This window comes from Streptomyces sp. NPDC040405, from assembly GCF_055595765.1.
Window position 1 is genome coordinate 67785 of the sequence record NZ_JBVIVI010000006.1, and the last position, 25012, is coordinate 92796.

Annotated in this window: 19 protein-coding genes; 16 read left to right on the forward strand and 3 right to left on the reverse strand. The window is 73.3% G+C overall.

Translation table 11 applies throughout. The features are described 5' to 3' along the window. Positions 1-133 precede the first annotated feature (133 nt). Together ACZ59A_RS24690 and ACZ59A_RS24695 are read right to left on the reverse strand one after the other, a co-directional pair. Complete coding sequence (locus ACZ59A_RS24690; protein WP_470963109.1) at positions 134-2416, reverse strand: glycosyl hydrolase family 95 catalytic domain-containing protein; 2283 nt, start codon at positions 2414-2416, stop codon at positions 134-136. 221 nt (positions 2417-2637) lie between these two features. Continuing rightward, the gene (locus ACZ59A_RS24695; RefSeq protein ID WP_470962043.1) at positions 2638-3234 is read right to left on the reverse strand and encodes a TetR/AcrR family transcriptional regulator C-terminal domain-containing protein; all 597 of its coding nucleotides are present in this window, start codon (positions 3232-3234) and stop codon (positions 2638-2640) included. 96 nt (positions 3235-3330) lie between these two features. Between ACZ59A_RS24695 and ACZ59A_RS24700 the strand changes: the two genes are divergently transcribed. Beyond that, positions 3331-4803 (forward strand): FAD-dependent monooxygenase, encoded by a 1473-nt coding sequence (locus ACZ59A_RS24700; protein WP_470962046.1) that lies wholly within the window; start codon positions 3331-3333, stop codon positions 4801-4803. Positions 4804-4824: 21 nt separating this feature from the next. Here the strand turns inward: ACZ59A_RS24700 and ACZ59A_RS24705 are convergent, their stop codons facing one another. Continuing rightward, on the reverse strand, positions 4825-5838 hold the full coding sequence (locus ACZ59A_RS24705) for a DUF3048 domain-containing protein (RefSeq protein ID WP_470962049.1): 1014 nt from the start codon (positions 5836-5838) through the stop codon (positions 4825-4827). A 178-nt stretch (positions 5839-6016) separates the two neighbouring features. Between ACZ59A_RS24705 and ACZ59A_RS24710 the strand changes: the two genes are divergently transcribed. The 15 genes from ACZ59A_RS24710 to ACZ59A_RS24780 all read left to right on the forward strand — a co-directional run bounded on the left by ACZ59A_RS24710 (position 6017) and on the right by ACZ59A_RS24780 (position 24984). Continuing rightward, the gene (locus ACZ59A_RS24710; protein ID WP_468044098.1) at positions 6017-6187 is read left to right on the forward strand and encodes a hypothetical protein; all 171 of its coding nucleotides are present in this window, start codon (positions 6017-6019) and stop codon (positions 6185-6187) included. Between the two features lie 543 nt (positions 6188-6730). Next, positions 6731-8899 (forward strand): hypothetical protein, encoded by a 2169-nt coding sequence (locus tag ACZ59A_RS24715; RefSeq protein WP_470962053.1) that lies wholly within the window; start codon positions 6731-6733, stop codon positions 8897-8899. 114 nt (positions 8900-9013) lie between these two features. Beyond that, complete coding sequence (gene pelF / locus ACZ59A_RS24720) at positions 9014-10513, forward strand: GT4 family glycosyltransferase PelF (RefSeq protein WP_470962056.1); 1500 nt, start codon at positions 9014-9016, stop codon at positions 10511-10513. Next, positions 10510-11979, forward strand: a complete 1470-nt coding sequence (locus ACZ59A_RS24725) for a hypothetical protein (RefSeq protein WP_470962059.1) — start codon at positions 10510-10512, stop codon at positions 11977-11979. Before pelF ends, ACZ59A_RS24725 begins: the two co-directional genes overlap by 4 nt. Positions 11980-12044: 65 nt before the next feature. Beyond that, positions 12045-13061 (forward strand): GDP-mannose 4,6-dehydratase, encoded by a 1017-nt coding sequence (locus ACZ59A_RS24730; RefSeq protein WP_470962062.1) that lies wholly within the window; start codon positions 12045-12047, stop codon positions 13059-13061. Positions 13062-13100: 39 nt separating this feature from the next. Beyond that, entirely contained in the window at positions 13101-13814 is a 714-nt protein-coding gene (locus ACZ59A_RS24735; RefSeq protein WP_468044088.1) for a nucleotidyltransferase family protein, read from the forward strand. An 8-nt stretch (positions 13815-13822) separates the two neighbouring features. Next, positions 13823-14815: an NAD-dependent epimerase/dehydratase family protein gene (locus ACZ59A_RS24740; RefSeq protein ID WP_470963112.1), complete on the forward strand. Its 993-nt coding sequence runs from the start codon at positions 13823-13825 to the stop codon at positions 14813-14815. Beyond that, positions 14812-15483 (forward strand): spherulation-specific family 4 protein, encoded by a 672-nt coding sequence (locus ACZ59A_RS24745; RefSeq protein WP_470962065.1) that lies wholly within the window; start codon positions 14812-14814, stop codon positions 15481-15483. Before ACZ59A_RS24740 ends, ACZ59A_RS24745 begins: the two co-directional genes overlap by 4 nt. Further along, on the forward strand, positions 15480-16316 hold the full coding sequence (locus ACZ59A_RS24750; RefSeq protein WP_470962068.1) for an endo alpha-1,4 polygalactosaminidase: 837 nt from the start codon (positions 15480-15482) through the stop codon (positions 16314-16316). Before ACZ59A_RS24745 ends, ACZ59A_RS24750 begins: the two co-directional genes overlap by 4 nt. Before the next feature lie 393 nt (positions 16317-16709). Beyond that, positions 16710-17921, forward strand: a complete 1212-nt coding sequence (locus ACZ59A_RS24755) for a cytochrome P450 family protein (protein ID WP_470962071.1) — start codon at positions 16710-16712, stop codon at positions 17919-17921. Positions 17922-18270: 349 nt separating this feature from the next. Continuing rightward, positions 18271-20178 carry a methylmalonyl-CoA mutase family protein gene (locus tag ACZ59A_RS24760; RefSeq protein WP_470962074.1) on the forward strand — a complete coding sequence of 636 codons (1908 nt, stop codon included), beginning with the start codon at positions 18271-18273 and terminating at the stop codon, positions 20176-20178. After that, positions 20178-22418, forward strand: coding sequence for a methylmalonyl-CoA mutase (scpA, locus tag ACZ59A_RS24765; RefSeq protein ID WP_470962077.1), 2241 nt, complete (start codon positions 20178-20180; stop codon positions 22416-22418). The genes ACZ59A_RS24760 and scpA overlap by 1 nt, the downstream gene beginning before the upstream one ends. Positions 22419-22421: 3 nt before the next feature. Beyond that, entirely contained in the window at positions 22422-23417 is a 996-nt protein-coding gene (gene meaB / locus ACZ59A_RS24770) for a methylmalonyl Co-A mutase-associated GTPase MeaB (protein WP_470962080.1), read from the forward strand. A gap of 24 nt (positions 23418-23441) precedes the next feature. Continuing rightward, positions 23442-24188 (forward strand): (2Fe-2S)-binding protein, encoded by a 747-nt coding sequence (locus ACZ59A_RS24775; protein ID WP_470962083.1) that lies wholly within the window; start codon positions 23442-23444, stop codon positions 24186-24188. A 46-nt stretch (positions 24189-24234) separates the two neighbouring features. Further along, positions 24235-24984, forward strand: a complete 750-nt coding sequence (locus tag ACZ59A_RS24780; RefSeq protein WP_470962086.1) for an acyltransferase — start codon at positions 24235-24237, stop codon at positions 24982-24984. The last annotated feature ends 28 nt before the right edge of the window (positions 24985-25012 follow it).

Sequence of the window (25012 nt, forward strand, 5' to 3'; positions counted from 1 at the left end):
GGAATGGCCGCGGCACGCCTCAACGGCGCGCGGTGTGATCCATCCCCTTTCGCGGTTCCGCGCGGTACGGGGCGCGGCTCCGTGCGGTGACGGGGGCGGGCCCGCGCCCGCCCCCGTACCGGGTGACACGGCCTCAGGAGGCGGGCATCCCCCAGCGCGGCGCCGCCTCGTTCGGCTCGACCGGCCCGACCGTCATGTCCGGGTGATCGCCGCGCGCCGTGATCACCGCCTCGCGCCGCTTGCCCAGCGCGATACGGATCGTCCCCGCGCCGACATGCTCGTACGGCAGCCGCCGCCCGCGCTCGTCGTGCACCTCGATGCTCCCGGGCAGGGAATGCCGTACGACACACGGCGCGCCCGCCTCGCTGCGCAGCCGCACCCAGCGGGTCACCCCGCCCTCGCGCGCCGCGCTCAGCAGGAACGCGCCCTGGGTGCGGAAGTCGTGCACCATGAGATCGCGCCAGGCGGCGGGCAGCGCGGGGAACACCCGGATCACCCCGCCCCAGCTCTGGCACACCATGTCGTGCAGCGACTGCGCGGCCGACAGCGGGGTCTCGATGACCGGGCCCGACTCCTTGTAGAGGGTGTTCGGCTGGATGAACCGGGTCATCAGCTCGCCCAGGTACTTCAGCGCGTCCTCGCCGCGGCCCATCTGCGCGGACATCGAGGCGGCACCCGTGAAGGTGTAGCCCTGCAGCGCGCCCTCGAAGCCCACCCAGTGGTCGAGGGACTTCTCGATCAGCTCGCGCTTGTCCGGGTCCTCCCAGGTCACCTCGTACAGCGGATAGACGGCGAGCATATGGGAGTAGTGGCGGTGCGACTTGGCGAACGGAACCCCCGCGCCGATCATGAAGCCGTTCTCGTCGACCGGATACGGGGTGAGCTTCGTGAGCACCTCCCGCCAGCGCGGTGCCGACGGGTCGTCCACGCCGAGGGTCTTCGCCGAGTCCAGCAGCGTGGCACAGCCCCAGCGCAGCAGCATCAGGTCGTAGTTGCAGTCCGGGGCGTTCACCCCGTACTCGGGCGAGAACGTGGCGGGCAGATGCAGCTTGCCGTCGCTGCCGGGGGTGAGGAAGTGGAGGTAGTACGCGACGGCCTTGCGCAGCAGGGGGAAGACCACGTCCCGGAGGATCGCGAGGTCCATGGTGTGGCGGTAGCTGAGCCACACGTTGTGCAGCGCCCAGGTGAGGTTGCCGACCTCGGGGGTGGGCGGATCCTGGCCCGGTATTCCGACGGCGAAGCCGCCGTTCGTCACCGAGGCGCCGTTGACCAGCCGCATATCGGTGGTGCGCGGGATGCCCGCCGAGTCCTTGCGGTACGGGGTGTGGAGCTGGTTGGACAGGTTGTCGCGGAACTCGCCGAGCGCGCGGGTCACGGCGTCCAGCTCCAGGTGGTTGGAGCCGTGGATCAGCCAGTACTCCAGCTGCACATTGAGGTTCCACCAGGTGGCGGGCCATGGCGTGGTCTCCAGCCACGGCCCGCAGGTGGCCATCACGGGCGCGTCGGCGCGGGCCGCCGAGGCCACCTTGTAGAGCTGGATCCAGTAGAAGCGCTGGAGGCGGGCGTCGGGGAGGGAGAGGAAGCTCTTGCGGTAGTACGCGTGCCACCAGGTGCGATGGGTGGCCGCCAGCACGTCGTACGGCAGCGCCGACGTGGCCCGTACGGCCTTACAAGCCCGGTCGCGGGCCGTGGTGCGGGGGTGGGAGTGCGTGACGGTGACATAGAGGGTGCGGCGCCGGGACCGGGTCTGCTCACGCCAGGCCGTCACATGCTGCCCGCCCGCGAGCAGCGGCTGCACGGCGGCCCGGATGCCGTGGTGTTCCTCGACGGTGGCCGGGGGATTGCCGGTGTAGCCCTCGGGGGCGGGCTTGGACGCGACGCGCGGACTGATGGCCTCGGCCGGGTGGAACACCCAGCGGAAGTCGGTCTCGCCACGGGTGGGAGTGACCTCGATGGCCATGACCGAGCGGGAGTTGTGGACCAGTGCGCGCAGGGTCAGCGTGCCCTGGTCGGTGGTGATCGTGCCGGTCAGCTCCGCGTCGCGCAGGCGCAGCCGCCAGTCCACGGCCGTGATCGTGCCGACCGGCTCCAGCGTGAAGTGGCCGATCGGCAGCCGCGCCAGCCCGAACAGGGAGCCGAACTCGGGCCGGTGGTCCTGCACCTCGGTGTGCTGGACGTTGAAGCGGACGGCGCCCGGGGTGTCCGGGTCGGCGTAGATCCCCGAGCCCAGGCGGGCGTTGCCGAGGTACGGGCCCTCGTACCAGGTCCCCGGCATCTTCTGCCAGACCATGTCGGCGTCGTCGAGGACGGTGGTCCAGGGGTCGGGGGAGGTCTGCCGGGCGGTGTCCGACCCCGCGCCGCCAGCCGCCTGAGCGACGGTGGCCGGCGCGGCGAGCCCGATGGTGCCGGCGGCCATGGCGCCACCGACGACGGTTCTTCTGGTGGGTGCGGTCACGTACGTGCCTCCAGTTCCTCGGGCTGAACCCTTCGGAATAATGCAGCCCTTCAGGAGGAACCGGAACCCCTCGTGCACGATAAACATCGGATGGGCAAGCCGGGCTGGTGCGGCGAAATGCAGCCTTGGGCCCCTCCGGGGTGGCCATACCTCGGATCTTCTCGCCTCTTGCGAGGTTTTCGCTACGCCCCGGCCTCCCGTCCGCTCACCAGAAGGCCGAGGCCATGGTGGAAGCGGTCCTCGAAGTCGCCGAAATGCCCGACGGCGGAGGCGAGCCGGGGGTAGCGGTCCGGGGTGGCGGCCCGCAGCAGCGGATCCAGGTCGCGCGCGGCCCCGGCGGCTTGTTCCTCCTGGGTGAGGCCGATCGTGAAGTAGACCAGCGACCAGGTCCGCCATCCGGCCTCGGCGGGGGCGTGGCCGCCGTCGAGGAACGCGCCGATCAGGGTGTCCGCGAAGCGCAGCGTGTGGTCCTCGGCGACATACGTCCCGGCCATGACCCGGGCGCCGTCGCGCCGGGCGAGCAGGGCCGCGCGATAGCGGTGGCCCAGGGTGCGTGCCCGTTCGTCCCAGGGCTCGGGGAGCGGGGTGTCGGCGCATCCGGCGAGCATCGCGTCGGCCATCAGCTCCAGCAGCCGGGGCTTGCTGGAGGCGTGCCAGTACACGGTGTTGAGCTGGACGCCCAGCCGCTCGGCCACCTTGCGCATCGTGAGCCTGTCGAGCCCCGCCTCGTCGAGCAGTTCCAGCGCCGCCGTCACCACGGCCGTGCGGTCCAGGGCCATGCCCGCCGTCTCCCTTCGCTTGTGTCTTGATCCTGGATCAAGTGTACTGAGGTCCATCGTATTGATCCAGGATCAAGGGAAGTGTGGAGGGGTACCGTGCCGAACGATGTCGTCGTGGTGGGAGCCGGGCCGGTCGGGCTGCTGCTCGCCGCCGAACTGCGGCTGGCGGGCGTGTCCGTCACCGTCATCGAGCGCGCCGCCGAGCGCAGCCCGCACTCCAAGGCGCTGACCCTCCATCCGCGCACCCTGGAGGTGCTGGCGATGCGCGGGCTCGCCGACCGGTTCGTCCAGGAGGGCACGCCGCTGCCCAGTGGCCACTACGCCGGGCTCCCGGCCCGGCTGGACTTCTCCGTACTGGACACCCGCTTCCCGTACACCCTGGTGCTGCCCCAACTCCGCACCGAGCGGCTGTTGGAGGAGCGTCTGCGCGCGCTCGGCGGCGAGATCCGCTGGGAGCACCGGGCGCTGGCGGTACGGCAGGACGAGGGCGGCGCCGAGGTGGAGGTGGCGGGCCCGGACGGTCCGTACACGCTGCGCGCGGGCTGGGTGGTGGGCTGCGACGGGGCCGGATCCGCCGTACGGGCCGCGAGCGGCATCGGCTTCCCCGGCACTTCGACCACCACGACCGGTTTCCTCGGCGATGTGGTGCTGGACGAGCCGCCGCGGGTCCCGTCGGTGACCAACGAGCACGGCGGCATCCTGATCGTCCCGCTGGGCGACGGGCACCACCGCATCGCGGGCTCCGGCCGGGAGTCCGCCACCCGGTCCGCCTCCGAGCCGTTCACGCTCGACGAGCTGCGCGCGGCCGTGCGCGCCATCGCGGGTACGGACTTCGGGATGCGGGCGCCCCGCTGGCTCTCCCGGTTCGGCAACGCGGCCCGGCAGGCGGCCCGTTACCGCGACGGCCGGATTCTGCTCGCGGGGGACGCGGCGCACATCCATATGCCGATGGGCGGTCAGGGGCTCAACGTCGGGCTCCAGGACGCCTTCAACCTCGGCTGGAAACTGGCCGCGGCATGCCAGGGCCGCGCCCCCGCCGGCCTGCTGGACAGCTACCACACCGAGCGGCATCCGGTCGGGGCCGCGCTCCTGGAGAACACCCAGGCGCAGACCGCGATGAGCGCCGTCCACACCGCCGACACCCTCGCCCTGCGCGCCGTCTTCAGCGACATCCTCGCCGCGCATCCGGCGGTGAACCGGCAGCTCGCCGGGCAGCTCTCCGCGCTGGACGTGGCGTATCCGGCCCCGGCCGGAGCCGCCCCACTGGTGGGCCGCCGCGCGCCCGACGTGGGGCTGGAGGGGGCGCCCGCGCCGAGCCTGTACCCGCTGCTGGCGGACGGGCGGTTCGTCCTGCTGGACCTCGGCGGCAAGCGCGGCACCGCTGCCGACGTCATGGCCCGCACCGAGCGGGCGGCCGGGGGAGCGGACCGGGTCCGGGTGGTCACCGCCCGCCCGGCCACCGCGCATCAGGGCTGGGAGGGCCCGCGGACCGTTCTGGTGCGGCCCGATGGTCATATCGCCTGGGCCTCCACCGCGGTCCCCGCCCCGTCCGCCCTTTCCGCCCGATGACCGTCCACCCAGTGCGGCGGATCACCGGGCCGCCAACACCACCCACACCGGGCCGGGGGCGAACGTCATGCGGTCGCCGTCCGTGGTGGTGAACGTGGTGCCGCCCCCGGCCCCCGGCCGTGACCAGCGGGTCTCGTACGCCTTGCCGTCGCGCAGCACCAGCGCGGTGCCCGATCCGACCGTCTCGGTGTAGGGCGTGACGCTGCCGAGCACATCGTGGAAGCGAGACGCGCGGACCGTCGTGTACTGCACCACGACCGTGGCGGCGCCCAGGCGTCCGCCGTCGGTGGTGCGGGCCGGGGTGCCGTCCATGGCCACCTGCCACCGCTTGTCCGTGGCGGACCAGGTGAAGGCGAAGGCCGCGGACGGGTAGCGCACCGTCTGGCGTGTCTTCGGGTGTCCGCCCGGTGGCGCGGCGCCGAAGCGGAAGCCGATGTCCTGGGCGTCCGAGGCGTGCGGGGCCGCGTGCAGTGCGGCCTTGGGACGGACGTAGAGGTTGTGCGGCGCGGGGTGCTCCGTACCGCGTACGTAGGCGCGGGGCGCCGTGCCGGGCGGCAGCGGGTAGAGCGGCGCGGCGTCCAGGGCGGACCTCAGCCGGGACTGGACGCCCGAGTACGCCAGCGCCGGGCGCCCGAACTGGCGCAGCAGGGCGAGGTCGCTCTCGCGGGCGCTGCGCACCGGTCCCACGGTGGCGGGCAGTCGGCCGGAGAAGACCGCGAGCATGCGGCTCAGCCCGCCCTCCACCTGCTCGACGTAGACGATGTCGGCCGCGCCGAGGCCGGTCTGGGGGCGGGCCTGGGTGACGTTGTCGATCTTCACGGCGAGGACGGGGGCGGGCCGCGCGGACTGCCCGGTGAAGGGGGAGCGGCCGGCGAGCGGGGACCGGCCGTGCTCCGTGGGCCGGGCCTTGGGCGGGGCCTGGCCGCCGCCCTGGTCGTGGCAGCCGCTCAGCACGGCGAGCGCGAGGAGCGCCGCCAGCAGCAGGGCCGCGGGCCGGGTGCCTCGTGGGCTGACGCTCACCCGTTCGGCGGACATATGCCCCACCCCCTCCCGTCCCAGCTCACCATGGATGGGGACCCGCGGCCACTTGGCGCGGAGCATTCGGCCGGGGTGCTCATTCCTTGTCCAGTCCTTGGGAATCGCCGCGCGGAGCGTTCAAGCGCTCGTTAACCTGACGACAGATCCGGTTCAGCCGACCACGAAGGAGTGTGCGGTGACCCCCGAGCAGACGATGAGCGACGAGTCACACCCGGAGAACGACAGGCGGCGGGCGGAGCCGTCGGAAGTGGGCAGTCTGGAGGTGTGGGCACGCTCCGCGCCGATCCGTCTGGCGGGCTACGAGGACGACCTCGCCGAGCCGCACATTCTCCAGAGCGTGGACTGAGCGGCACCGCCGATTCGCTTCAATGGTGAACAATTCGGACGGCCGTCATTCAGCCGATTTCGACGCGGCCCGCGAGGGGTGATACCCCCGCTGTGCAGCAAGAACAGACATTCGAAGGGTCTGGTCCGGACTGAAAATCGGATCAGGCGGGACAAGGGATGTCCGATCCTCACACCTCCTCCACACATGTGAAGCGGTGGTCGAGGGGGCGTCGTTCCGAGGGATGAAATCCAGTCACCGCAGGCCCGTCGATGGCGCGTTGTGCGGCGTTCGTGGAGTCGATCTACGTCGGGATGGCGCACTATATGGACTGCGCGGTCTCGGCTTCGACCGTGCGGCCGGTCCGGACGACGCTGTCCGTGATCCGGCGAACAGGGGGAGGACATCAGCCGTCGGGGAGGGGAGCCCCGGCCGCGTGAAGCCGTGTTTCCGAGGATCTTTCCTCGCTCATTTCGCCTCGGCACGCCGCGATCGGCGTATCGACGCACGTCATTCACCGGTCGGCGCCGCGCCCTGCGCGGTTGCTCCTGGGGGGAGTTCACCATGGGTCGGATGACCCGGCCTGCCGCGGCATGCGCCGCCGCTGTCCTGCTGACGGCATTCGCTCCGGCGCTCACCGCGAGCGCCGCCGCGACGCCGAGAATCGACCTGCGGGTCCTGGTCCTGGACGACCACGGTCCCGCGACCGCCGCCATCACCGCCGAACTCGACGGTTCCGGCACCCCGTACACCACGGTCGACCTCACCGCCTCCGGGCGGGCGCGCGTCGACGCCGCGTTCCTCAGCGACACCGTCGACGGGCGGCCGCGCGCCAAGTACCAGGCGGTCGTGGTCCCCAACGACAATCCGTTCGGGGACGGCTCGGCGGAAATGGCCGCGCTCACCGCGTACGAGAAGAAGTTCGGCATCCGCCAGGTGGACGCGTACACCTACGCCCGCCCGGCCGTCGGCCTCAACCCCCCGCAGAACCCCGGGTACGCCGGATCGCTGGACGGCCGTACCGCGAAGGTGACCCCGTCCGGCGCGGCGGGCCCGTTCGGCTACCTCGACGGCAGCGTTCCGTTCGAGGACAACGACCCGGACGTGACCGAGAGTTATGGCTATCTGGCCGTCCCGCTGGAGCAGCAGGCCGACGGCGCCACCTACACCAGCTATGTGGACGCGCCCATCCCCGGCAGCTCGGCACGCGGCTCGCTGGTCGGCGAGTACGCCCGCGACGGGCGGCGCGAACTGGTCGTCACCTTCGTCTACAACCAGTACCAGAGCCAGTTCCGGCTGCTGGCCCGCGGCATCGTCGAGTGGCTGACCCAGGGCATCCACCTGGGCGCCGACCGCAACTACCTCGCCGTCCACGTGGACGACGTGTTCGCCGCCGACGACCGCTGGGACACCGAACTCAACTGCACCCCCGGCGACATCGACTGCGGCACGGCGGGCAACGGCGTCGAGAACGACCCGATCCGGATGACCGCGGCCGACGCGAGCTACGCCAAGAAGTGGTCCGCCGACCACGGCTTCACCCTCGACCTCGCCTTCAACGGCGGCGGCAGCGAGGCATACAAAGACGAGAACGGCGGCAGCGACGCCCTCGCCCAGCAACTCGTCGCCGACCAGGGCTCCTTCCGCTGGATCAACCACACCTACAACCACCCCTTCCTGGGCTGCGTGCAGGACACCACCGTCGTCCCCTGGAAGTGCGCCACCACCCTCCTCGGCACCACCCGCTACGTCGGTCTGACCGACATCACCGGGCAGATCAACGACAACCTCACCTGGGCCGGGCGGCAGAACCTCGCCGTCGACAAGACCGAACTGGTCACCGGCGAGCACTCGGGCCTGAAGACCCTGCCGCAGCAGCCGAACGACAACCCCAACCTGTCGACCGCCCTCACCCTCACCGGCGTCACCTCGCTCGGCAGCGACGCCTCCCGCGAGACGGACCAGCGCACCCTCGGCCCCGCCACCACCGTGCCGCGGCACCCGATGAACATCTTCTACAACGCCGGGCGCGCCGCGGAGCAGGCCGACGAGTACAACTGGATCTACGCGAAGAAGGCCGACGGGGGCAGCGGGGTGTGCGAGGGCTCCTCGGCCACCACCTGCCTCGACGCCCCGCTGGACACCGCCACCGGCTACGGCTCCTACATCGTGCCGCTGGAGTCCAAGATCGCGCTCGGCCATGTGCTGGCCAACGACCCGCGTCCGCACTACGTCCACCAGTCGAACCTGGCCGAGGAGCGGATCGTCTACCCGGTGCTGGAGAAGACCCTCGGCGCCTACGAGGGCCTCTTCGCCGACAACGCCCCGCTGGTCAACCTGCGGATGAAGGACGTCGGCGAGGAGCTGCACAAGCGCGCCGCCTGGGACAGCGCCCTGGCCGCCGGGCGCGTCACCGCGTACCGCATCGGCGACACCGTCACCGTCACCGCGCCCAGCGGCACCCAGGCCCCGGCCACACTGCCCACCGGCACTCAAGCGACCCAGACCGGCAACCCCACCGCCTTCGGCGGCGCCTACGCCGGGCTGCGCTCGGGCTGGGCCACGCCCACCCTCGGCCGGATCACCTTCACCCTGCCCGCCGGCGCGGTCCCCGCCGACCCCACCGCCACGGCGGCCGCCCCGCGCGCCGCGGCCCCCGCCGACCGGCTGCCCGTCCCGGCCGGGGTGCGCGACCCGGTGCCGTACGGACCCGGCGACACCAGCCGCGACTGAGGCGCCCGGCGCCCGTCCGTACCGCTGTCACACCGCCGTGTCCGCACGGCCGTACCCACCGCTGCCTTCGTCCGCCGTGCCCGCACGGCGCCGTCCTGGAGAGACCGAACCGACATGCGAGGAACGCTTGCCGAGCCCACGGCCGGCACCGTCCCGGTGACGCTGCTCACCGAGGGCACCTACCCGCACGGCCACGGCGGGGTCAGCGTGTGGTGCGACCAGCTCGTGCAAGGCATGCCGGACATCGACTTCCGGGTCATCGCGGTGACCGGCACCGGACGGGAGCCGCTCGCCTGGCAGCTGCCCGCCCACGTGCGCGGCGTGGACTGCGTGCCGCTGTGGGGACCGCCCCCGGCGGTCCGGGCGCGCGCCCCGCGCGGGCGGGACATGCGGAGGTTCCTGGCCGGGTACGAGCGCTTTCTGCTCGCCCTGCTCGACCCGGACCAGGAACACGCCTTCGCCCCGGAGCTGTACCGGCTCGCCGAGTACGCCCGGCGCGGCACCCTCTCCGCGGCGCTGGCCTCGGAGTCCGCGGCCCGCGCGCTGGCCCGAATATGGGCCCGCCCGCAGCTGCCCACCGCCGCCGCCCGCCCCACGCTGCACGACGCGCTGACCGCGACCGACCTGCTGGAACACGCCCTGCGCCCGCTCGCCGCCCGGCCCCCGGCCGAGGGCGTCGCCCACGCGGTGAGCGGCGGACTCGCGGCGCTGCCGGGCCTGGTGGCCCGGGAGCGGTACGGCACCCCGTTCCTGCTCACCGAGCACGGCGTCTATCTGCGCGAGCGCTACCTCGGCTTCCGCGCCGAACCGTACAGCTGGCCCGTCAAGTCGCTGCTGCTGGGCTTCTTCCGGCTGCTGGCGATCGAGAGCTACCGGCGCGCCGCGCTCGTCACCCCCGGCAACCGCTACAACCGGCGCTGGGAGGAACACGGCGGCACCCCGCCGGAGCGCATCCGCACCGTGTACAACGGCGTGGACCCGGCCGCCTTCCCGCCCGCCGGACCCGAACCCGGCGTCCCCACCCTGAGCTGGGCCGGGCGCGTCGACCCGATCAAGGACCTGGAGACGCTGATCCGCGCCTTCGCCCTCGTGCGCAAGGAGCTGCCCGACGCCCGGCTGCGCCTCTTCGGCGGCACACCGCGCGGCGCGGAGGGCTACCGCGACGGCTGCCAGTCGCTCGCCGTGGAGCTGGGCGTGTCCGACGCCGTCACCTTCGAGGGGCGGGTGGAGGACATACGGGACGCCTACGCGGCGGGGAACGTGGTGATGCTCTCCAGCATCAGCGAAGGCTTCCCCTTCACCCTCATCGAGGCCATGTCCTGTGGCCGCGCCACCGTGTCGACCGACGTGGGCGGCGTACGCGAGGCGGTCGGCGACAGCGGCCTCGTCGTCCCGCCGCGCGACCCCGAGCGGATGGCGCGGGCGGCGCTGAAGCTGCTGGGCGACCCGGCGCTGCGGGCGGGTATGGGGGAGGCGGCCCGGCTGCGGGTGATCGAACAGTTCACCCTGCGCCAGACCATCAGCGCCTTCCGCGAGATCTACCACGAGCTGGACGCCACGTCCCGGGCCACCGCGGCTCCGGAGATGGCGCTGGTCGCGCGGGGTACGGCATGAGCGGCCCGCTGCGGCTCGTACCGCCGCCGTACCCCACGAACCCGCGCCGCGAGATGGCCGCCGGTGGCCCTCGGCGGCCTCGCTGGGCCGACGACCCGATCGATGAACTCATCGCGGACCGAGGCGAGTTGATCGCGGAGGCCGTCCACCCCGACGAGATCGCGGCCGTACTGGAGGCCGACGGGCTCACCGGGGACCAGGTGCGGGAGCGCTTCGGGCGCCGGGACACCTTCGAGCTGGCGGCCGAGCTGTACGCCCGCGTGCCGCGCCGCTGCCCCGAACCGCCGCCGCGCACCGACCCCTGGGCCGCGCGCCCCGGCCGGTTCCTGTTCCGCGGGCTGGTGTTCGCCCTGCCCGGGCTCGGCTACGCCCTGGGCGCGCCGTTCCTCAGCGGCCCGCCCGATGTGCTCGGGCTGCCCGCCGGAAGCGGTGCGCTCACCGCCTCCGCGCTGGTCGGCTGGGCGTGGAACCAGGCGCTCGCCCACCGCGCGTACACCCGGCTGGCGTCGGGCGGCCGCGCGGCGGCCGGGCGGTGCCTGCGCCTCGGGGCCCCGCTGGGCGCGGTGCTCGCGTTTCTGGCCGCGCTGCTGCTTCCCGCCCCCGGCGCGGCGCTCGCCTTCGCGGCGGGACAGTCGGCCTATCTGGCGGCGGCCACGGCGCTGCTCGTGCTCGGCAAGGAACGGCTGCTGCCGCTCGCGCTGCTGCCGACGGCGGTGGGCGCGGGCCTGACGCTCCTCGTCGAACTACCCTCCTGGGCACGGGTGGTGGCGCTACTCGCCACCGTCGGCGCCGTGCTGGCGGCCGCCGCCCGCGCCACCGTACGAGCCGTGCGCTCCTCCGATGACACCGTCCCCGCCGCGGCCCCGCCGCTGGCCGCCTCGCTGCCGTACGGGCTGTTCGGGCTCGGGTGCGCCGTGCTCACCACCGTCGCCGCTCTCGGCGACATGGTGCGGTACGGGGCCGGGGCGGCCCTCGCCGGAGCCGTGGTGATGGCGCTGACCCTCAGCATGGGCGCCGCCGAATGGCTGCTCCACCGCTGCCGGGGGCTCGCGCTCGCCGCGCTCGCCCACAGCACCGATCCGGCGGGCCTGCGCCTGCGGGCCGCCGGGGTGCTCGGGCTCTGTCTCGCCGGATACCTCGCCGCCCTGACCCTGCTCGTGTTCGCCACCCACGCGCTGTGGCCCGCCGCGTCCCCGGCCACCGCGCCACCCGCGCCGGGGGCCGCCCGGCTGCTCGCCGTCCTGGCCCTCGGGGCGGTGCTGTGGAGCGGGCTGCTGCTCCAGGCGTTCGGCAGCGCCTGGCCACCCGCCGCGGTGTGCCTGGCCGCGGCCGGAGCCGAAGCCGCCGCGCTCGCGCTGAAGATCTCCGCACCGGCGGTCGTCCAACTCGCCGTCTGCGGCGCGGCGTCGGCCGTCCTGCTGGCCTTCGCCACCGCACTCCTCGGCCGGATCACCACACACCGCTGATCACGGCTGATCCGCGACACCCGCACCACCACCACAACACCTCGCAACAGAAGTGGAGTTCCCGCATGTCCGAAAACACCCCGAACACCGCCACACCCGTCGCCGTCACCGGCGCGGAGGGATTCATCGGCTCGCACCTGGTCGAGGCGCTCGTCGCCACCGGCCACCGGGTGCGCGCGATGGTGCAGTACAACTCCTTCTCCGACTTCGGCTGGCTGGAGACCCTGCCCAAGGACGTGCTGTCCGAGGTCGAGGTCGTCCTCGGCGACGTCCGCGACCCCGGGTCGGTCAACGGCCTGGTCAAGGGCGCCGAGGCGGTCTATCACCTCGCCGCGCTGATCGCGATCCCCTACTCGTACCGCGCCCCGCACTCGTACGTCGACACCAATGTCACCGGCACCCTCAACGTGCTGGAGGCCGTGCGCCACCGGGAGATCCCGCGCCTGGTGCACACCTCCACCAGCGAGACGTACGGCACCGCGCAGACCGTCCCGATCACCGAGGACCACCCCATCAACACCCAGTCCCCGTACGCCGCTTCGAAGGCGGGCGGCGACCGGCTGGCCGACAGCTACCACGCGAGCTTCGGCACGCCCGTGGTCACCCTGCGGCCGTTCAACACCTTCGGCCCGCGCCAGTCCATGCGCGCCGTCATCCCGACCGTGATCGGCCAGGTGGCCGCCGGGCAGCGCACCGTCACGCTCGGGGATCTGCGTCCCACCCGCGACTTCACGTACGTCAAGGACACCGCCGCCGCCTTCCTCGCCGTCGGCACCGCGCCCGCCGCGGACGTGGTCGGCCGCACCTTCAACGCGGGCACCGGCGGGGAGATCTCGGTCGGCGACCTGGTCTCCCTCGTCGGCAAGCTGATGGACACCGACCTCGACGTCCGCGAGGACGCCCAGCGCGTACGCCCCGCCGACTCCGAGGTGATGCGGCTGGTCGCGGACGCCTCCCGGCTGCGCGCCGCGACCGGCTGGGCCCCGGCGCACAGCCTCGAAGAGGGGCTGGAGCACACCATCGCCTTCTTCCGCGACCCGGCGAACCTCGCCCGCTACAAGACCGACATCTACAACGTCTGACCCCCCTTCATCTTTCGTACCGGAGAGGAACCTCACCCCATGCACGCAGTCATCCTGGCCGGAGGCAAAGGCGTCCGGCTGCGCCCCTACACCACCGCCCTGCCCAAGCCGCTCGTCCCGATCGGCGAGCAGCACGCGATCCTGGAGATCGTGATGCGCCAGCTCGCGGCGGCCGGTTTCACCAGCTGCACCCTGGCCATCGGCCACCTGGGCCACATCATCCGGGCGTACGTCGGCAACGGCTCCCAGTGGGGGCTGCGCGTCGGATACGCGACCGAGGACAGCCCGCTGGGCACCATGGGCCCGCTGCTCACCATGCTCGACCGGCTTCCCGAGCACTTCCTCGCGATGAACGGCGACGTCCTCACCGACCTCGACTTCGGCGACGTGCTGCGCAGCCACCAGGAATCCCAGGCCCCGCTGACGATCGCGACCTACGCCCGCCAGGTGAACATCGACTTCGGGGTGCTCAACACCGACGAGGGCCGGGTCGTCGGCTTCGCCGAGAAGCCGAGCATGGACTACCGCGTCTCCATGGGCGTCTACGGCGTCTCCCGCGACGCCCTCGCCCGCTACACCCCGGGCCTGCCGCTGGGCTTCGACGAGCTGGTGCTGGACCTGCTGGAGGCCGAGACCCCGCCGAACGCGTACGAGTTCGACGGCTACTGGCTCGACATCGGCCGACCCGACGACTACGACCGGGCCAACGCCGAGTTCGACGCCCGCCGCGGCATGCTGATCAAGGGAGCGTGAGCGGGCCCGTGCGCATCCTCGTACTGGGCGCCACCGGTTTCCTCGGCGGGCACACCGTCCGGCATCTGCGCGCCCTGTCCGGCGTGCGGGTGCTGGTCGGCGCCCGCCCGGCCGGTGCCGCCCCGCACCCCGGGCCGACCGGCGATCCCGCCGTCGGCCTGACCGCCGATCCGACCGCCGATCTGACCGTCGACCTGGCCACCGCCGACCCGGCCCGGCTGGCCGACGCCCTGCGCGCCCTTGCCCCCGACGCCGTGATCAACTGCGCGGGCGCGGTCGGCGGCGGCGCGCTGGCGCTCACCGGGGCCAACGCCCGCGGCCCGGCCGTCCTGTGCGAGGCGCTGGCGGACGCCGCCCCCGGCGCCCGCCTCGTCCACCTGGGCTCGGCGGCCGAGTACGGGGCGGGCGAGCCCGGCCGCCCTCTCGGCGAGGCCGCGCCCGCCCGGCCGCTCGGCCTGTACGGCGCGACCAAGCTGGCCGGTACCCTCGCCGTCCTCGACTCGGGCCTGGACGCCGTGGTCCTGCGGGTGTTCAACCCGCTCGGCCCCGGCTCACCGGCCGCGAGCCTGCCCGGTCGGCTCGCCGCCGAGCTGCGGCTCGCGATGCGGCGTGACGCCGGTGACGCCGACGGGCCGGACGCCACCGTCCACGTCGGGGACCTGTCCGCCCACCGCGACTTCGTGGACGTCCGCGATGTCGCGCGGGCCGCCGGTCTCGCCGCCACCGAGCCCGGTGAGCCCCCGCGCCTGCTCAACATCGGCGGCGGCATGGCCCGTCCGGTGCGGGAGGTGGCCGAGGGGCTGGTGAGGGAGAGCGGCTTCCTCGGCCGCCTCGAGGAGGGCGGCGGCGGCTCGGCGCGCTCGGCGGCCGTTTCCTGGCAGCAAGCGGACATCGGGGCCGCCGGCCGGCTGCTCGGCTGGCAGCCCCGGTACGCCTTCGCCGAGTCGCTGACCGGTCTGTGGGCGGCGAGCAAGGACCCGGCCGAAACGCCCGCCCGATGACGGCCCAGCAGCGCCGTCTGCTCGTACCCCTGTACGTCCACCCGGCGGCCGATCCGCACCCCTGGCGGGTGCTGGAACGGGCCGCCGGGCGGCTGTACGGGGTCATCCTCAACCTGGCGGACGGGCCGGGCATCCGGCCCGACCCGGTGTTCGCCGAGGCCGCCGGGCGGCTGCGCGCCGCCGGGGCACCGCTGCTCGGGTACGTCGACACCGCGTACGGCCGCCGCCGGGTGGGTGCGGTGCTCACCGACATCCGGCGGCATCGCCGCTGGTACGGGGTGGACGGCGTGTTCCTGGACCGGACCGCGGCGCACGCCGCGACGCTGCCCCGCTACCGGCGGCTGGCGCGGGCGTCCCGGGTGCTGGGCGCCCGTACGGTCGTGTTCAACCCCGGAACCCACCCCGATCCGCGTTACGCCGCCCTCGCCGATCTGCTGGTCACCTTCGAGGGCCGGTGGGACACCTACCGGCAGGCCGAGGTGCCGGACTGGACCGCGGCCCATCCGCCGGGACGTTTCTGCCATCTGGTGTACGACGTGCCCGGCGGGCGGGCCGGACAGGTGGGGCGCACCGCCCGAGCGCGCGGCGCCGCCGTGCACTGCGCGGTGCCCGGAGCGGGCGCCAACCCCTGGCGGTCCGCCCCCGACGGGCTGGAGGCCCTCCGATGACGGCGCGGACGGCGCGGACGGCACGGACGGCGCGGACGGCGCGGCGCGTGACGGCGGCGGTGATCGCCGCACTGCTGCTGATCCTGACCGGATGCTCGGGCGGCGGATCCCCGGACCGCGGCGGCGACCGGCCCTCGCGCTGGCAGCCCCGCCCCGGCACCGCCTGGCAGTGGCAGCTGGCGGGCCGGATCGACGAATCGGTCGACGTGCCCGTCTATGACATCGACGGCTTCGAGAACTCCGCCCGGACCGTTGCCCGGCTGCACGCCCGGGGCCGCAAGGTGATCTGCTACATCAACGTCGGCGCCTGGGAGAACTTCCGGCCCGACCACGCCGCCTTCCCCCGGTCCCTGCTGGGCCGGGGCAACGGCTGGCGGGGCGAACGCTGGCTGGACATCCGGAAGCTCTCCGTCCTGCGTCCGCTCATGGCCGAGCGGATGGACATGTGCCGGGACAAGGGTTTCGACGCGGTGGAGCCCGATCTGACGGACGGCTACCGCAATCGCACCGGCTTTCCGCTCAACCCCGCCCACCAGCTCGCCTACAACCGTGCGATGGCGCGGCTGGCCCACGACCGGGGCCTGGCCATCGGCCTGAAGAACGACCTCGACCAGATCCCGCAGCTGGTGCGGGACTTCGACTTCGCGGTCAACGAGGAATGCGCCCAGTACGACGAGTGCGACAAGCTCACGCCCTTCATCCGGCGGAAGAAGGCGGTCTTCCACGCCGAATACGCCCTGAAGCCGGGGGCCTTCTGCCGGACCGCGAAGCGGCTGCGGCTCAGCTCGATGCAGAAGCGGCTGGACCTCGACCCCTGGCGTCGCCCCTGCTGACCGCCGCCGTGCGGCGCCCACTTCGTGGTGCTATATCCGGCCATTCTCACCAACGGTCCGGCCGGACCCGGATTCCGTGCCCGCGCGATACCGCGCGGGCACGGTGTCGTGTGGCGTCCAGCGCCCCGAGATCGACCATGTCAAGGCCCAATCGCCCCGGTGCGGTGATTGGCAACTTGCTGCCGTAGGGGAAACAGCGGCGCTCGGACGCGGTTTGCTGATTGAAGCAGACAGACACGGCCTGCGGCGGTGAACGGGGGGGGACCAAGGACGAGGTGGCCCTGGACGGGGGTCGGGGCCGCCCGTGGCGCAGGCGGCGTCGGGGAGATTCAGCCCCGGCGCCGCCTCCCGGCCACCGCGTGGGGCGACGGCACTCTTCTAAGGTCGGGAGCCATGCAGAACACCGCCGACACCGACACTGCCGATACCGCCGCGCTGATCGAAGATCTGTATCCCGCCCTGGCCGCGCTCCGGGAGGCGGGCCCGGTCCACCGGATCGCCGGCACCGATGGCCGCCCCGCCTGGCTGGTCACCCGCTACGACGATGTGCGGCAGGCGTTCGCCGACCCGCGCCTCTCGCTGGACAAGCGCCACGCCGCGCCGGGCAACTACAGCGGCTTCTCCCTGCCGCCCGCCCTGGACACCAACCTGCTCAACATGGATCCCCCGGACCACACCCGGGTGCGCCGCCTCGTGGTCAAGGCGTTCACCTCCGGCCGGGTCGAGAAGCTGCGCGAACCGGTCCGGCGTGTCGCCGGGGAACTGCTCGACGCCGTCGAGGCCGACGGCCGCGCGGATCTGCTCGCCGCGTACGCAGGACAGCTGCCCATCATCGTCATCTGCGATCTGCTCGGCGTCCCGGAGGACGACCGCCAGGACTTCCGCGCCTGGAGCGACGCCCTGATCACCCCCGACCCGGCGCGGCCGCAGGCGGCGAAGGAGGCGGTCGGCGCCATGCTGCGCTTCTACACCGGCCTCATCGCGAAGAAGCGCGCCGAACCCGGCGACGATCTGCTGTCCGACCTGATCAGGGTGCGCGACGACGAGGCGGAGGGCGGGGACGACCGGCTGAGCGAGGACGAGCTGACCTCGCTGGCCTTCCTCATCCTGCTCGCGGGGTACGAGAACACGGTCCACCTCATCGCCAACTCCGTGCTCTCCCTGCTCGACCACCCCGCACTCCTGGAGGAACTGCGCGCGGACCCCGCCCGCATCCCGGCCGCCTTCGACGAGCTGGCCCGCTACGAAGCCCCGGCCCCGCTCGCGATCCGCCGCTTCCCCCGGGAGGACATCGAGATCGGCGGCGTGACGATCCCGGCCGGGGAGACCGTGCTGCTCTCCGTCGCCTCGGCGCACCGCGATCCGGCGCACTTCAAAGACCCGGACGCTCTCAATCCGCATATTGGCCGATCCGGGCACCTTGCCCTCGGCCACGGCATCCACTACTGCCTCGGCGCACCGCTGGCCCGGATGGAGACCGACATCGCCCTGGCCACGCTGTTGTCCCGGTTTCGGGGGCTGCGGCTGGACGTACCGAGGGAGGAGCTGCGGTGGCGGCCCTCGATCCGCGCACGTGGCCTGATCTCGCTCCCCGTGGCCTGGTGAACTAAGAAGCGAACAGGTTTTTGATGCATAACCCTCGGTGGATGCGGTAAAAAGGTCATCGAGCCCGCCCGGTGTGCATCCCCCGTCGCACCGGGCGGGCCTCTGTGTGAGCGCACTTCGTCCCGCTGTCCGACGGCACGTCTCCCGCGGTTCGCGGGGACGCCGGGAGCACCCCGGGACCGTGGCCCCCGTCCGGTCTCACGTTCGGTGTCACGGCAACCCCTAAGGTCCCCGTAAACCCCTGACTTACCGGCCGGTAATCGGTCGGAACCGGGCATCCGGGGCCGAGAGTAAGCTCACAGCCCTACCCTCTGCTGCGGCTTTAGTCGAGGCCATTAGCCTCCCTTTCATGACGGTCCTGCCCGACGGGCTTCCCCTAGCCGATGAATTCCCGGATGTGACGCGAGACGAGTGGCATCGCCTCGTGGAAGGCGTGCTGCGCAAAACCGGCGCGTCGGATGCCACGGGCGCGGACGCCGAGGCGGCCCTCGCGACCGAGGTCGAGGACGGCATCACCGTCCGCCCCCTCTACACGTCCCAGGACGCCCCCCAGGACCCCGGACACCCCGGCTACCCCGGTTACCCGGGCTTCGCCCCGTATCTGCGCGGCGCGCACGCCGCGGGGTCCGCGGCCACCGGCTGGGACGTACGCCAGCGGCACGCGCACCCGGACGCGGGCACCACCAACCGGGCCGTGCTCGCGGACCTGGAGAACGGCGCCGGGTCGGTGTGGCTGGCCGTCGGCGAGGGCGGGGTGTCCGTCGACGCGCTGCCCGAGGCCCTGGCCGGTGTCTACCTCGACCTCGCCCCCGTCGTCCTTGACGCGGGCCCCGGCTTCGAGGCCGCGGCGCGCGCCCTGCTGCGGCTGCACGCCGACCGTTCTGTGCCGCCGCACGCGGCACTCGGAAACCTGGGCGCCGACCCGCTGGGCCTGGTGGCCCGCACCGGCCGGGACGCGGACCTGCCCGCCCACCTGGCCGCCGCCGCCGACCTGGCGGTCACCTGCTACCGCGACCACCACGGCGTCCGGGCCCTCACCGTGGACGCGCTGCCGTACCACGAGGCGGGCGGCGGGGTGGCCCAGGAGCTGGGCTGCTCGCTGGCCGCGGGAGTGGCGTACCTGCGCGCGCTGACCGAGGCCGGGATGACCGTCGAGGCGGCCTGCGCCGAGCTGGAGTTCCGCTACGCGGCCACCGCCGACCAGTTCACCACCATCGCCAAGCTGCGCGCCGCCAGGCGGCTGTGGGCGCGGGTGGCGGAGGCGTGCGGGGCGGCGACGGCCTCGCCGGAGTGCGCCCAGCGCCAGCACGCCGTCACCTCGCCGGTGATGATGACCCGGCGCGACCCCTGGGTGAACATGCTCCGCACCACCGTGGCGAGCCTGGCCGCCGGGGTCGGCGGCGCGGACGCGGTCACGGTGCTGCCGTTCGACACCGCGATCGGCATGCCGGACGACTTCGCCCGCCGTATCGCCCGCAACACCTCCACGATCCTGCTGGAGGAGTCGGGGCTGGCCCGGGTGATCGACCCGGCCGGTGGCTCCTGGTACGTCGAGTCGCTGACCGAGGAGATCTGCCGCGCCGCGTGGGCCTGGTTCCAGGAGATCGAGGGGGCCGGGGGACTGGCCGCCGCGCTCGCCTCCGGGCTGGTGCGCGACCGGCTGGCCGCCACCTGGGAGCGCCGCTCGCGCGACCTCGCCCGCCGCAAGGAGCCGATCACCGGCGTGAGCGAGTTCCCGAACCTGGCCGAGCCGCCGGTCGAGCGCGAGGCCGCGCCGGAGCGGCCCGGCGGCGGGCTGCCGCGGGTGCGCCGTGACGAGGCGTACGAGCGCTTGCGCGCCCGCTCGGACGCGCGGGCGGCCGACGGGGGCGCCCGGCCCCGGGTGTTCCTGGCCGCGCTGGGACCCGCGGCCGTGCACACCGCCCGCGCCTCCTTCGCCGCCAACCTCTTCCAGGCGGGCGGCATCGAGGCCGTGCAGGAACCGGTCACGGTCGACGCGGAGTCGGTGGCCGAGGCGTTCGCCGCGAGCGGCGCGACGGTGGCCTGCCTGTGCTCCGGCGACAAGGTGTACGCGGAGCAGGCGGTGGCCGTGGCCGAGCGGCTGAAGGCCGCCGGGGCGGCCCGGGTCCTGCTGGCCGGACGGCCTGGGACACTTCAGGAAGAGTACGAGCGGGCCGGGGTGGACGGTTTCGTCTTCGCCGGTTGCGACGCGGTCGAGGTGCTGTCCTCGGCTCTGGACATCATGGGGGTGCGGTGATGGGCGGCAATCCGGCGGGAGCGGGCGGAATCCCGGATTTCTCGGCCGTCGAGTTCGACGGACCGGCCGACGAGCGGGCGTACCGCGGCGGTGCCGGTTCCGCCGCCTGGGCCGCCGCGGTGCAGGACAGTGTCGGCAAGGGCGTCGAGGACCTGGTGTGGGACACCCCGGAGGGCATCGGCGTCAAGCCGCTGTACACCGCCGAGGACCTCGACGGGCTGGACTTCCTGGACACTTACCCGGGCGTGGCGCCGTATCTGCGCGGCCCGTACCCGACGATGTACGTCAACCAGCCCTGGACGATCCGGCAGTACGCGGGTTTCTCCACCGCGGAGGAGTCCAACGCGTTCTACCGCCGCAACCTGGCGGCCGGGCAGAAGGGCCTGTCGGTCGCCTTCGACCTGCCCACCCACCGGGGCTACGACAGCGACCACCCCCGGGTCACCGGTGACGTCGGCATGGCGGGCGTGGCCATCGACTCGATCTACGACATGCGGCAGCTCTTCGACGGCATCCCGCTGGACCGGATGTCGGTGTCGATGACGATGAACGGCGCGGTGCTGCCCATCCTCGCGCTCTACATCGTGGCCGCAGAGGAGCAGGGCGTACCGCCCGAGAAGCTGGCCGGGACCATTCAGAACGACATCCTCAAGGAGTTCATGGTCCGCAACACCTACATCTATCCGCCGCAGCCGTCGATGCGGATCATCTCCGACATCTTCGCCTTCACCTCGCAGCGGATGCCGCGCTACAACTCCATCTCCATCTCCGGCTACCACATCCAGGAGGCCGGGGCCACAGCCGACCTGGAGCTGGCGTACACCCTCGCCGACGGGGTGGAGTACCTGCGGGCCGGGCTCGACGCCGGGATGGACGTGGACACGTTCGCGCCGCGGCTGTCGTTCTTCTGGGGCATCGGCATGAACTTCTTCATGGAGATCGCCAAGCTGCGGGCGGCCCGGCTGCTGTGGGCGAAGCTGGTCAAGCAGTTCGACCCGAAGAACCCCAAGTCGCTGTCGCTGCGCACCCATTCGCAGACCTCCGGCTGGTCGCTGACCGCCCAGGACGTGTTCAACAACGTGACCCGTACGTGTGTCGAGGCCATGGCCGCCACCCAGGGCCACACCCAGTCGCTGCACACCAACGCCCTGGACGAGGCGCTCGCGCTGCCCACCGACTTCTCCGCGCGCATCGCCCGCAACACCCAGCTGCTGCTCCAGCAGGAGTCGGGCACCACGCGGGTGATCGACCCGTGGGGCGGCAGCGCCTACGTCGAGAAGCTGACGTACGACCTGGCGCGGCGGGCCTGGCAGCACATCGAGGAGGTCGAGGCGGCCGGGGGCATGGCCAAGGCCATCGACGCGGGCATCCCCAAGCTGCGCGTCGAGGAGGCCGCGGCCCGCACCCAGGCGCGGATCGACTCCGGGCGGCAGCCGGTGATCGGCGTGAACAAGTACCGGGTCGACAGTGACGAGCGGATCGAGGTCCGAGCGGTCGACAACTCCTCGGTGCGCGTCCAGCAGCTGGAGAAGCTGCGGCGGCTGCGCGCCGAGCGCGACGAGACCGCCTGTCAGGACGCGCTGCGCGCGCTCACCGCCGCCGCCGAGTCCGGCCCCGGCAGCGGTCTGGAGGGCAACCTTCTCGCGCTCGCCGTGGACGCCGCCCGTGCCAAGGCCACCGTCGGGGAGATCTCCGACGCGCTGGAGAAGGTCTATGGCCGCCACTCCGGCCAGATCCGTACGATCTCCGGTGTGTATCGAGACGAGGCCGGACCGTCGTCCGGTGTGGACCGCACCCGTGCGCTGGTGGAGAAGTTCGAGGGCGCCGAGGGCCGCCGCCCCCGCATCCTGGTCGCCAAGATGGGCCAGGACGGGCACGACCGCGGCCAGAAGGTGATCGCGACCGCCTTCGCCGACCTGGGCTTCGACGTCGATGTCGGCCCGCTGTTCCAGACGCCGGAGGAGGTCGCCCGGCAGGCGGTGGAGGCCGATGTGCACATCGTCGGCGTCTCGTCGCTGGCCGCGGGCCACCTCACGCTGGTGCCCGCGCTGCGCGAGCAGCTGGCCGAGGCGGGCCGTGAGGACATCACGGTCGTCGTCGGGGGCGTCATCCCGCCGCAGGACGTGCAGACCCTGCACGAGGCCGGTGCCGCCGCCGTCTTCCTGCCGGGCACGGTCATCCCGGACGCCGCCCACGACCTGGTGCGGAAGCTGGCCGCCGACCTCGGCCACGAGCTGTAGGCCATGCCGCGCACGATCGATATCGAGGAGTACGCCAAGGGCGTGCTCGACGGCAGGCGCGCGTACATCGCCCGCGCCATCACCCTCGTCGAGTCCACCCGCGCCGACCACCGCGACCTCGCCCAGCGGCTGCTGATCGAGCTGCTGCCGCACACCGGCGGGGCGCGGCGGGTCGGCATCAGCGGGGTGCCCGGCGTGGGCAAGTCGACCTTCATCGACGCCCTGGGCACCATGCTCACCGGGCTCGGCCACCGGGTCGCGGTGCTCGCCGTCGACCCGTCCTCCAGCCGCACCGGCGGCTCCATCCTGGGCGACAAGACCCGGATGGAGCGGCTGGCCGTCGACCCGAACGCCTTCGTACGGCCCTCGCCGAGCGCCGGGACGCTCGGCGGGGTCGCCCGCGCCACCCGCGAGTCCATGGTGGTGATGGAGGCCGCGGGCTACGACGTCCTGCTGGTGGAGACCGTCGGCGTGGGCCAGTCCGAGACCGCCGTCGCGGGCATGGTCGACACCTTCCTGCTGCTCTCCCTGGCCCGCACCGGCGACCAGCTGCAGGGCATCAAGAAGGGCGTCCTGGAGCTGGCCGATGTCGTCACCATCAACAAGGCCGACGGCCCGCACACCCGGGACGCCAAGTCCGCGGCCCGCGAACTGGCGGGCGCGCTCCGGCTGTTGCAGCCCCCGGACGCCCCGTGGAACCCGCCGGTGCTCACCTGCTCGGCGCGCGAGAACACCGGGCTCGACGTGGTGTGGGAGCGGCTGGAGCAGCACCGCCGGGTGCTGGAGGCCACCGGCGCGCTGGCGGCCAAGCGCCGCGACCAGCAGGTCGGCTGGACCTGGTCCATGGTGCGCGACCAGTTGCTCGCCCGGCTGCACGCCCACCCCGAGGTGCGCCGCCTGGCGCCCGGCCTCGAACAGGAGGTCCGCGACGGCACGCTGACGGCGACGCTGGCCGCGGACCGGCTGCTGGAGGCGTTCCGCACTCCGGCCGACGGCTGAGTGCCGACCGTGGGAGGGGCCGCCGTGGGAGGGGCCGCCGAGGTGGGGCCGTTCTTCGCGCTGCGCACCGGCCCCGGAGATCCGGGCGAGGAGGGGTACGCGCGGATCGGCGCGGCCTATCGGCTGACGGACGAGGGCGAGGCCGCGCCACTCCTGCGCGGCCGAGTGGAGGCGGTCGCCGCGAGCCTGGGCACCGAGGAGCCGAGGGTCGCGGCCTCCCTCGCCTTCCAGGGGCTCGCCGCCCGCGTATGGTCGCTCGCGCTCGGCCCCGCGGCCCTCTCCGGCACGGTGTACGGCCTCCGCCCCGACCAGCTGTGGTGGAACCCCGCGCGCACCGCCCCCGACGACCTGTGGTGGCCCGGCCCGCCGCGGGCGATGGGCGAACCCGGCGGGCTCGCCGGACAGCTCGCCGACTCCGCGTACGCGCATCTGACGCCGCTGCACCACGCAGTCAGCCGCGCGTACCGGGTCTCGGAGCGGCTGCTGTGGGGCAACGCCGCCTCGGCGCTGGTGGGTTCGCTGCGGGTGCTGTACGACTGGTGCGCGGCGCGGGGCCTGGACGAGGCGGGGGAGCGGGCGGTGGCCGTGGCCCGCGCCCAGTTCGCGTACCCGCCGCTGCGCGACGCGGGGGAGCTGCGCTTCGCGGGGGAGCCGCTGCGCGACGCGGGGGAGCCGACCACCGCGCCGCCCGCCTTCCGGCGCCACACCTGCTGCCTGTACTACCGGGTGCCGGGCGGCGGCCTGTGCGGTGACTGCGTCCTGCGGCGGTGACCGTGACCGCGTACCGCGGCGGGCGGCGGCCGGATACGGTGTGTACATGCCGAAGAACGAGAACGTGTTCTCATCCTGGCGGACGTGGCGCCGCCGTGCCACGTCCCGGCTGGTGCACCGCGGATGGCACGCCGTCCAGCACGCGGGCGCGGTGACCGCCGAGCGGCCCGGCCCGTACCGCTTCGGCCGCATCGGCGTCGGCACCCGGCTGGCATTCCCCCAGGGCACCATCTTCGGCGAGCCGTGGATCGAACTCGGCGAGCACTGCGTGGTCGGCGAACAGGTCACGCTCACCGCCGGGATGATGCCCGGCCTCGACCTCGGCCCCGGCCCCATCCTGCGACTCGGCAACGGCGTGGTCCTGGGCCGCGGCAGCCATGTCATCGCCTCCCGGGACGTGGTGTTCGGCGACGACGTGTTCTGCGGCCCGTACGTCTACGTGACCAGCGACAACCATTCCTACGACGACCCCCACCAGCCCATCGGACGGCAGTGGCCGCGCTCCGCACCCGTCGAGATCGGCTCCGGCAGCTGGCTGGGCGCGGGCGCGGTGATCCTGCCCGGGGCGCAGGTGGGCCGCAACGTCGTCGTCGCGGCCGGTGCGGTCGTACGGGGCGAGGTTCCCGACCACGCCGTGGTCGCCGGGGCGCCCGCCCGCGTCATCCGGCGCTGGGCCCCCGAGGACGGCTGGCAGCCGCCGCTGCGGACGCCCGCGCCCGAGCCGATACCGGCCGGGATGACGGCGGAGCAGCTGCTGGCACTGGCCGAGGCGGAGCCGGAGGCGGAAGCGTCGTAGCAGGTCAGTAAAGTGCCGGGGGACTGCC

What these genes read in the sequence shown, in the direction of transcription:
- ACZ59A_RS24690 (WP_470963109.1), bottom strand. Translation starts at nt 2,416, where the DNA reads ATGGCCGCCGGCACCATCGGGCTCGCCGCGCCGGCCACCGTCGCTCAG.
- ACZ59A_RS24695 (WP_470962043.1), bottom strand. Translation starts at nt 3,234, where the DNA reads ATGGCCCTGGACCGCACGGCCGTGGTGACGGCGGCGCTGGAACTGCTC.
- ACZ59A_RS24705 (WP_470962049.1), bottom strand. Translation starts at nt 5,838, where the DNA reads ATGTCCGCCGAACGGGTGAGCGTCAGCCCACGAGGCACCCGGCCCGCG.
- ACZ59A_RS24715 (WP_470962053.1), top strand. Translation starts at nt 6,731, where the DNA reads ATGGGTCGGATGACCCGGCCTGCCGCGGCATGCGCCGCCGCTGTCCTG.
- pelF (WP_470962056.1), top strand. Translation starts at nt 9,014, where the DNA reads ATGCGAGGAACGCTTGCCGAGCCCACGGCCGGCACCGTCCCGGTGACG.
- ACZ59A_RS24725 (WP_470962059.1), top strand. Translation starts at nt 10,510, where the DNA reads ATGAGCGGCCCGCTGCGGCTCGTACCGCCGCCGTACCCCACGAACCCG.
- ACZ59A_RS24730 (WP_470962062.1), top strand. Translation starts at nt 12,045, where the DNA reads ATGTCCGAAAACACCCCGAACACCGCCACACCCGTCGCCGTCACCGGC.
- ACZ59A_RS24735 (WP_468044088.1), top strand. Translation starts at nt 13,101, where the DNA reads ATGCACGCAGTCATCCTGGCCGGAGGCAAAGGCGTCCGGCTGCGCCCC.
- ACZ59A_RS24745 (WP_470962065.1), top strand. Translation starts at nt 14,812, where the DNA reads ATGACGGCCCAGCAGCGCCGTCTGCTCGTACCCCTGTACGTCCACCCG.
- ACZ59A_RS24750 (WP_470962068.1), top strand. Translation starts at nt 15,480, where the DNA reads ATGACGGCGCGGACGGCGCGGACGGCACGGACGGCGCGGACGGCGCGG.
- ACZ59A_RS24755 (WP_470962071.1), top strand. Translation starts at nt 16,710, where the DNA reads ATGCAGAACACCGCCGACACCGACACTGCCGATACCGCCGCGCTGATC.
- ACZ59A_RS24760 (WP_470962074.1), top strand. Translation starts at nt 18,271, where the DNA reads ATGACGGTCCTGCCCGACGGGCTTCCCCTAGCCGATGAATTCCCGGAT.
- scpA (WP_470962077.1), top strand. Translation starts at nt 20,178, where the DNA reads ATGGGCGGCAATCCGGCGGGAGCGGGCGGAATCCCGGATTTCTCGGCC.
- meaB (WP_470962080.1), top strand. Translation starts at nt 22,422, where the DNA reads ATGCCGCGCACGATCGATATCGAGGAGTACGCCAAGGGCGTGCTCGAC.
- ACZ59A_RS24780 (WP_470962086.1), top strand. Translation starts at nt 24,235, where the DNA reads ATGCCGAAGAACGAGAACGTGTTCTCATCCTGGCGGACGTGGCGCCGC.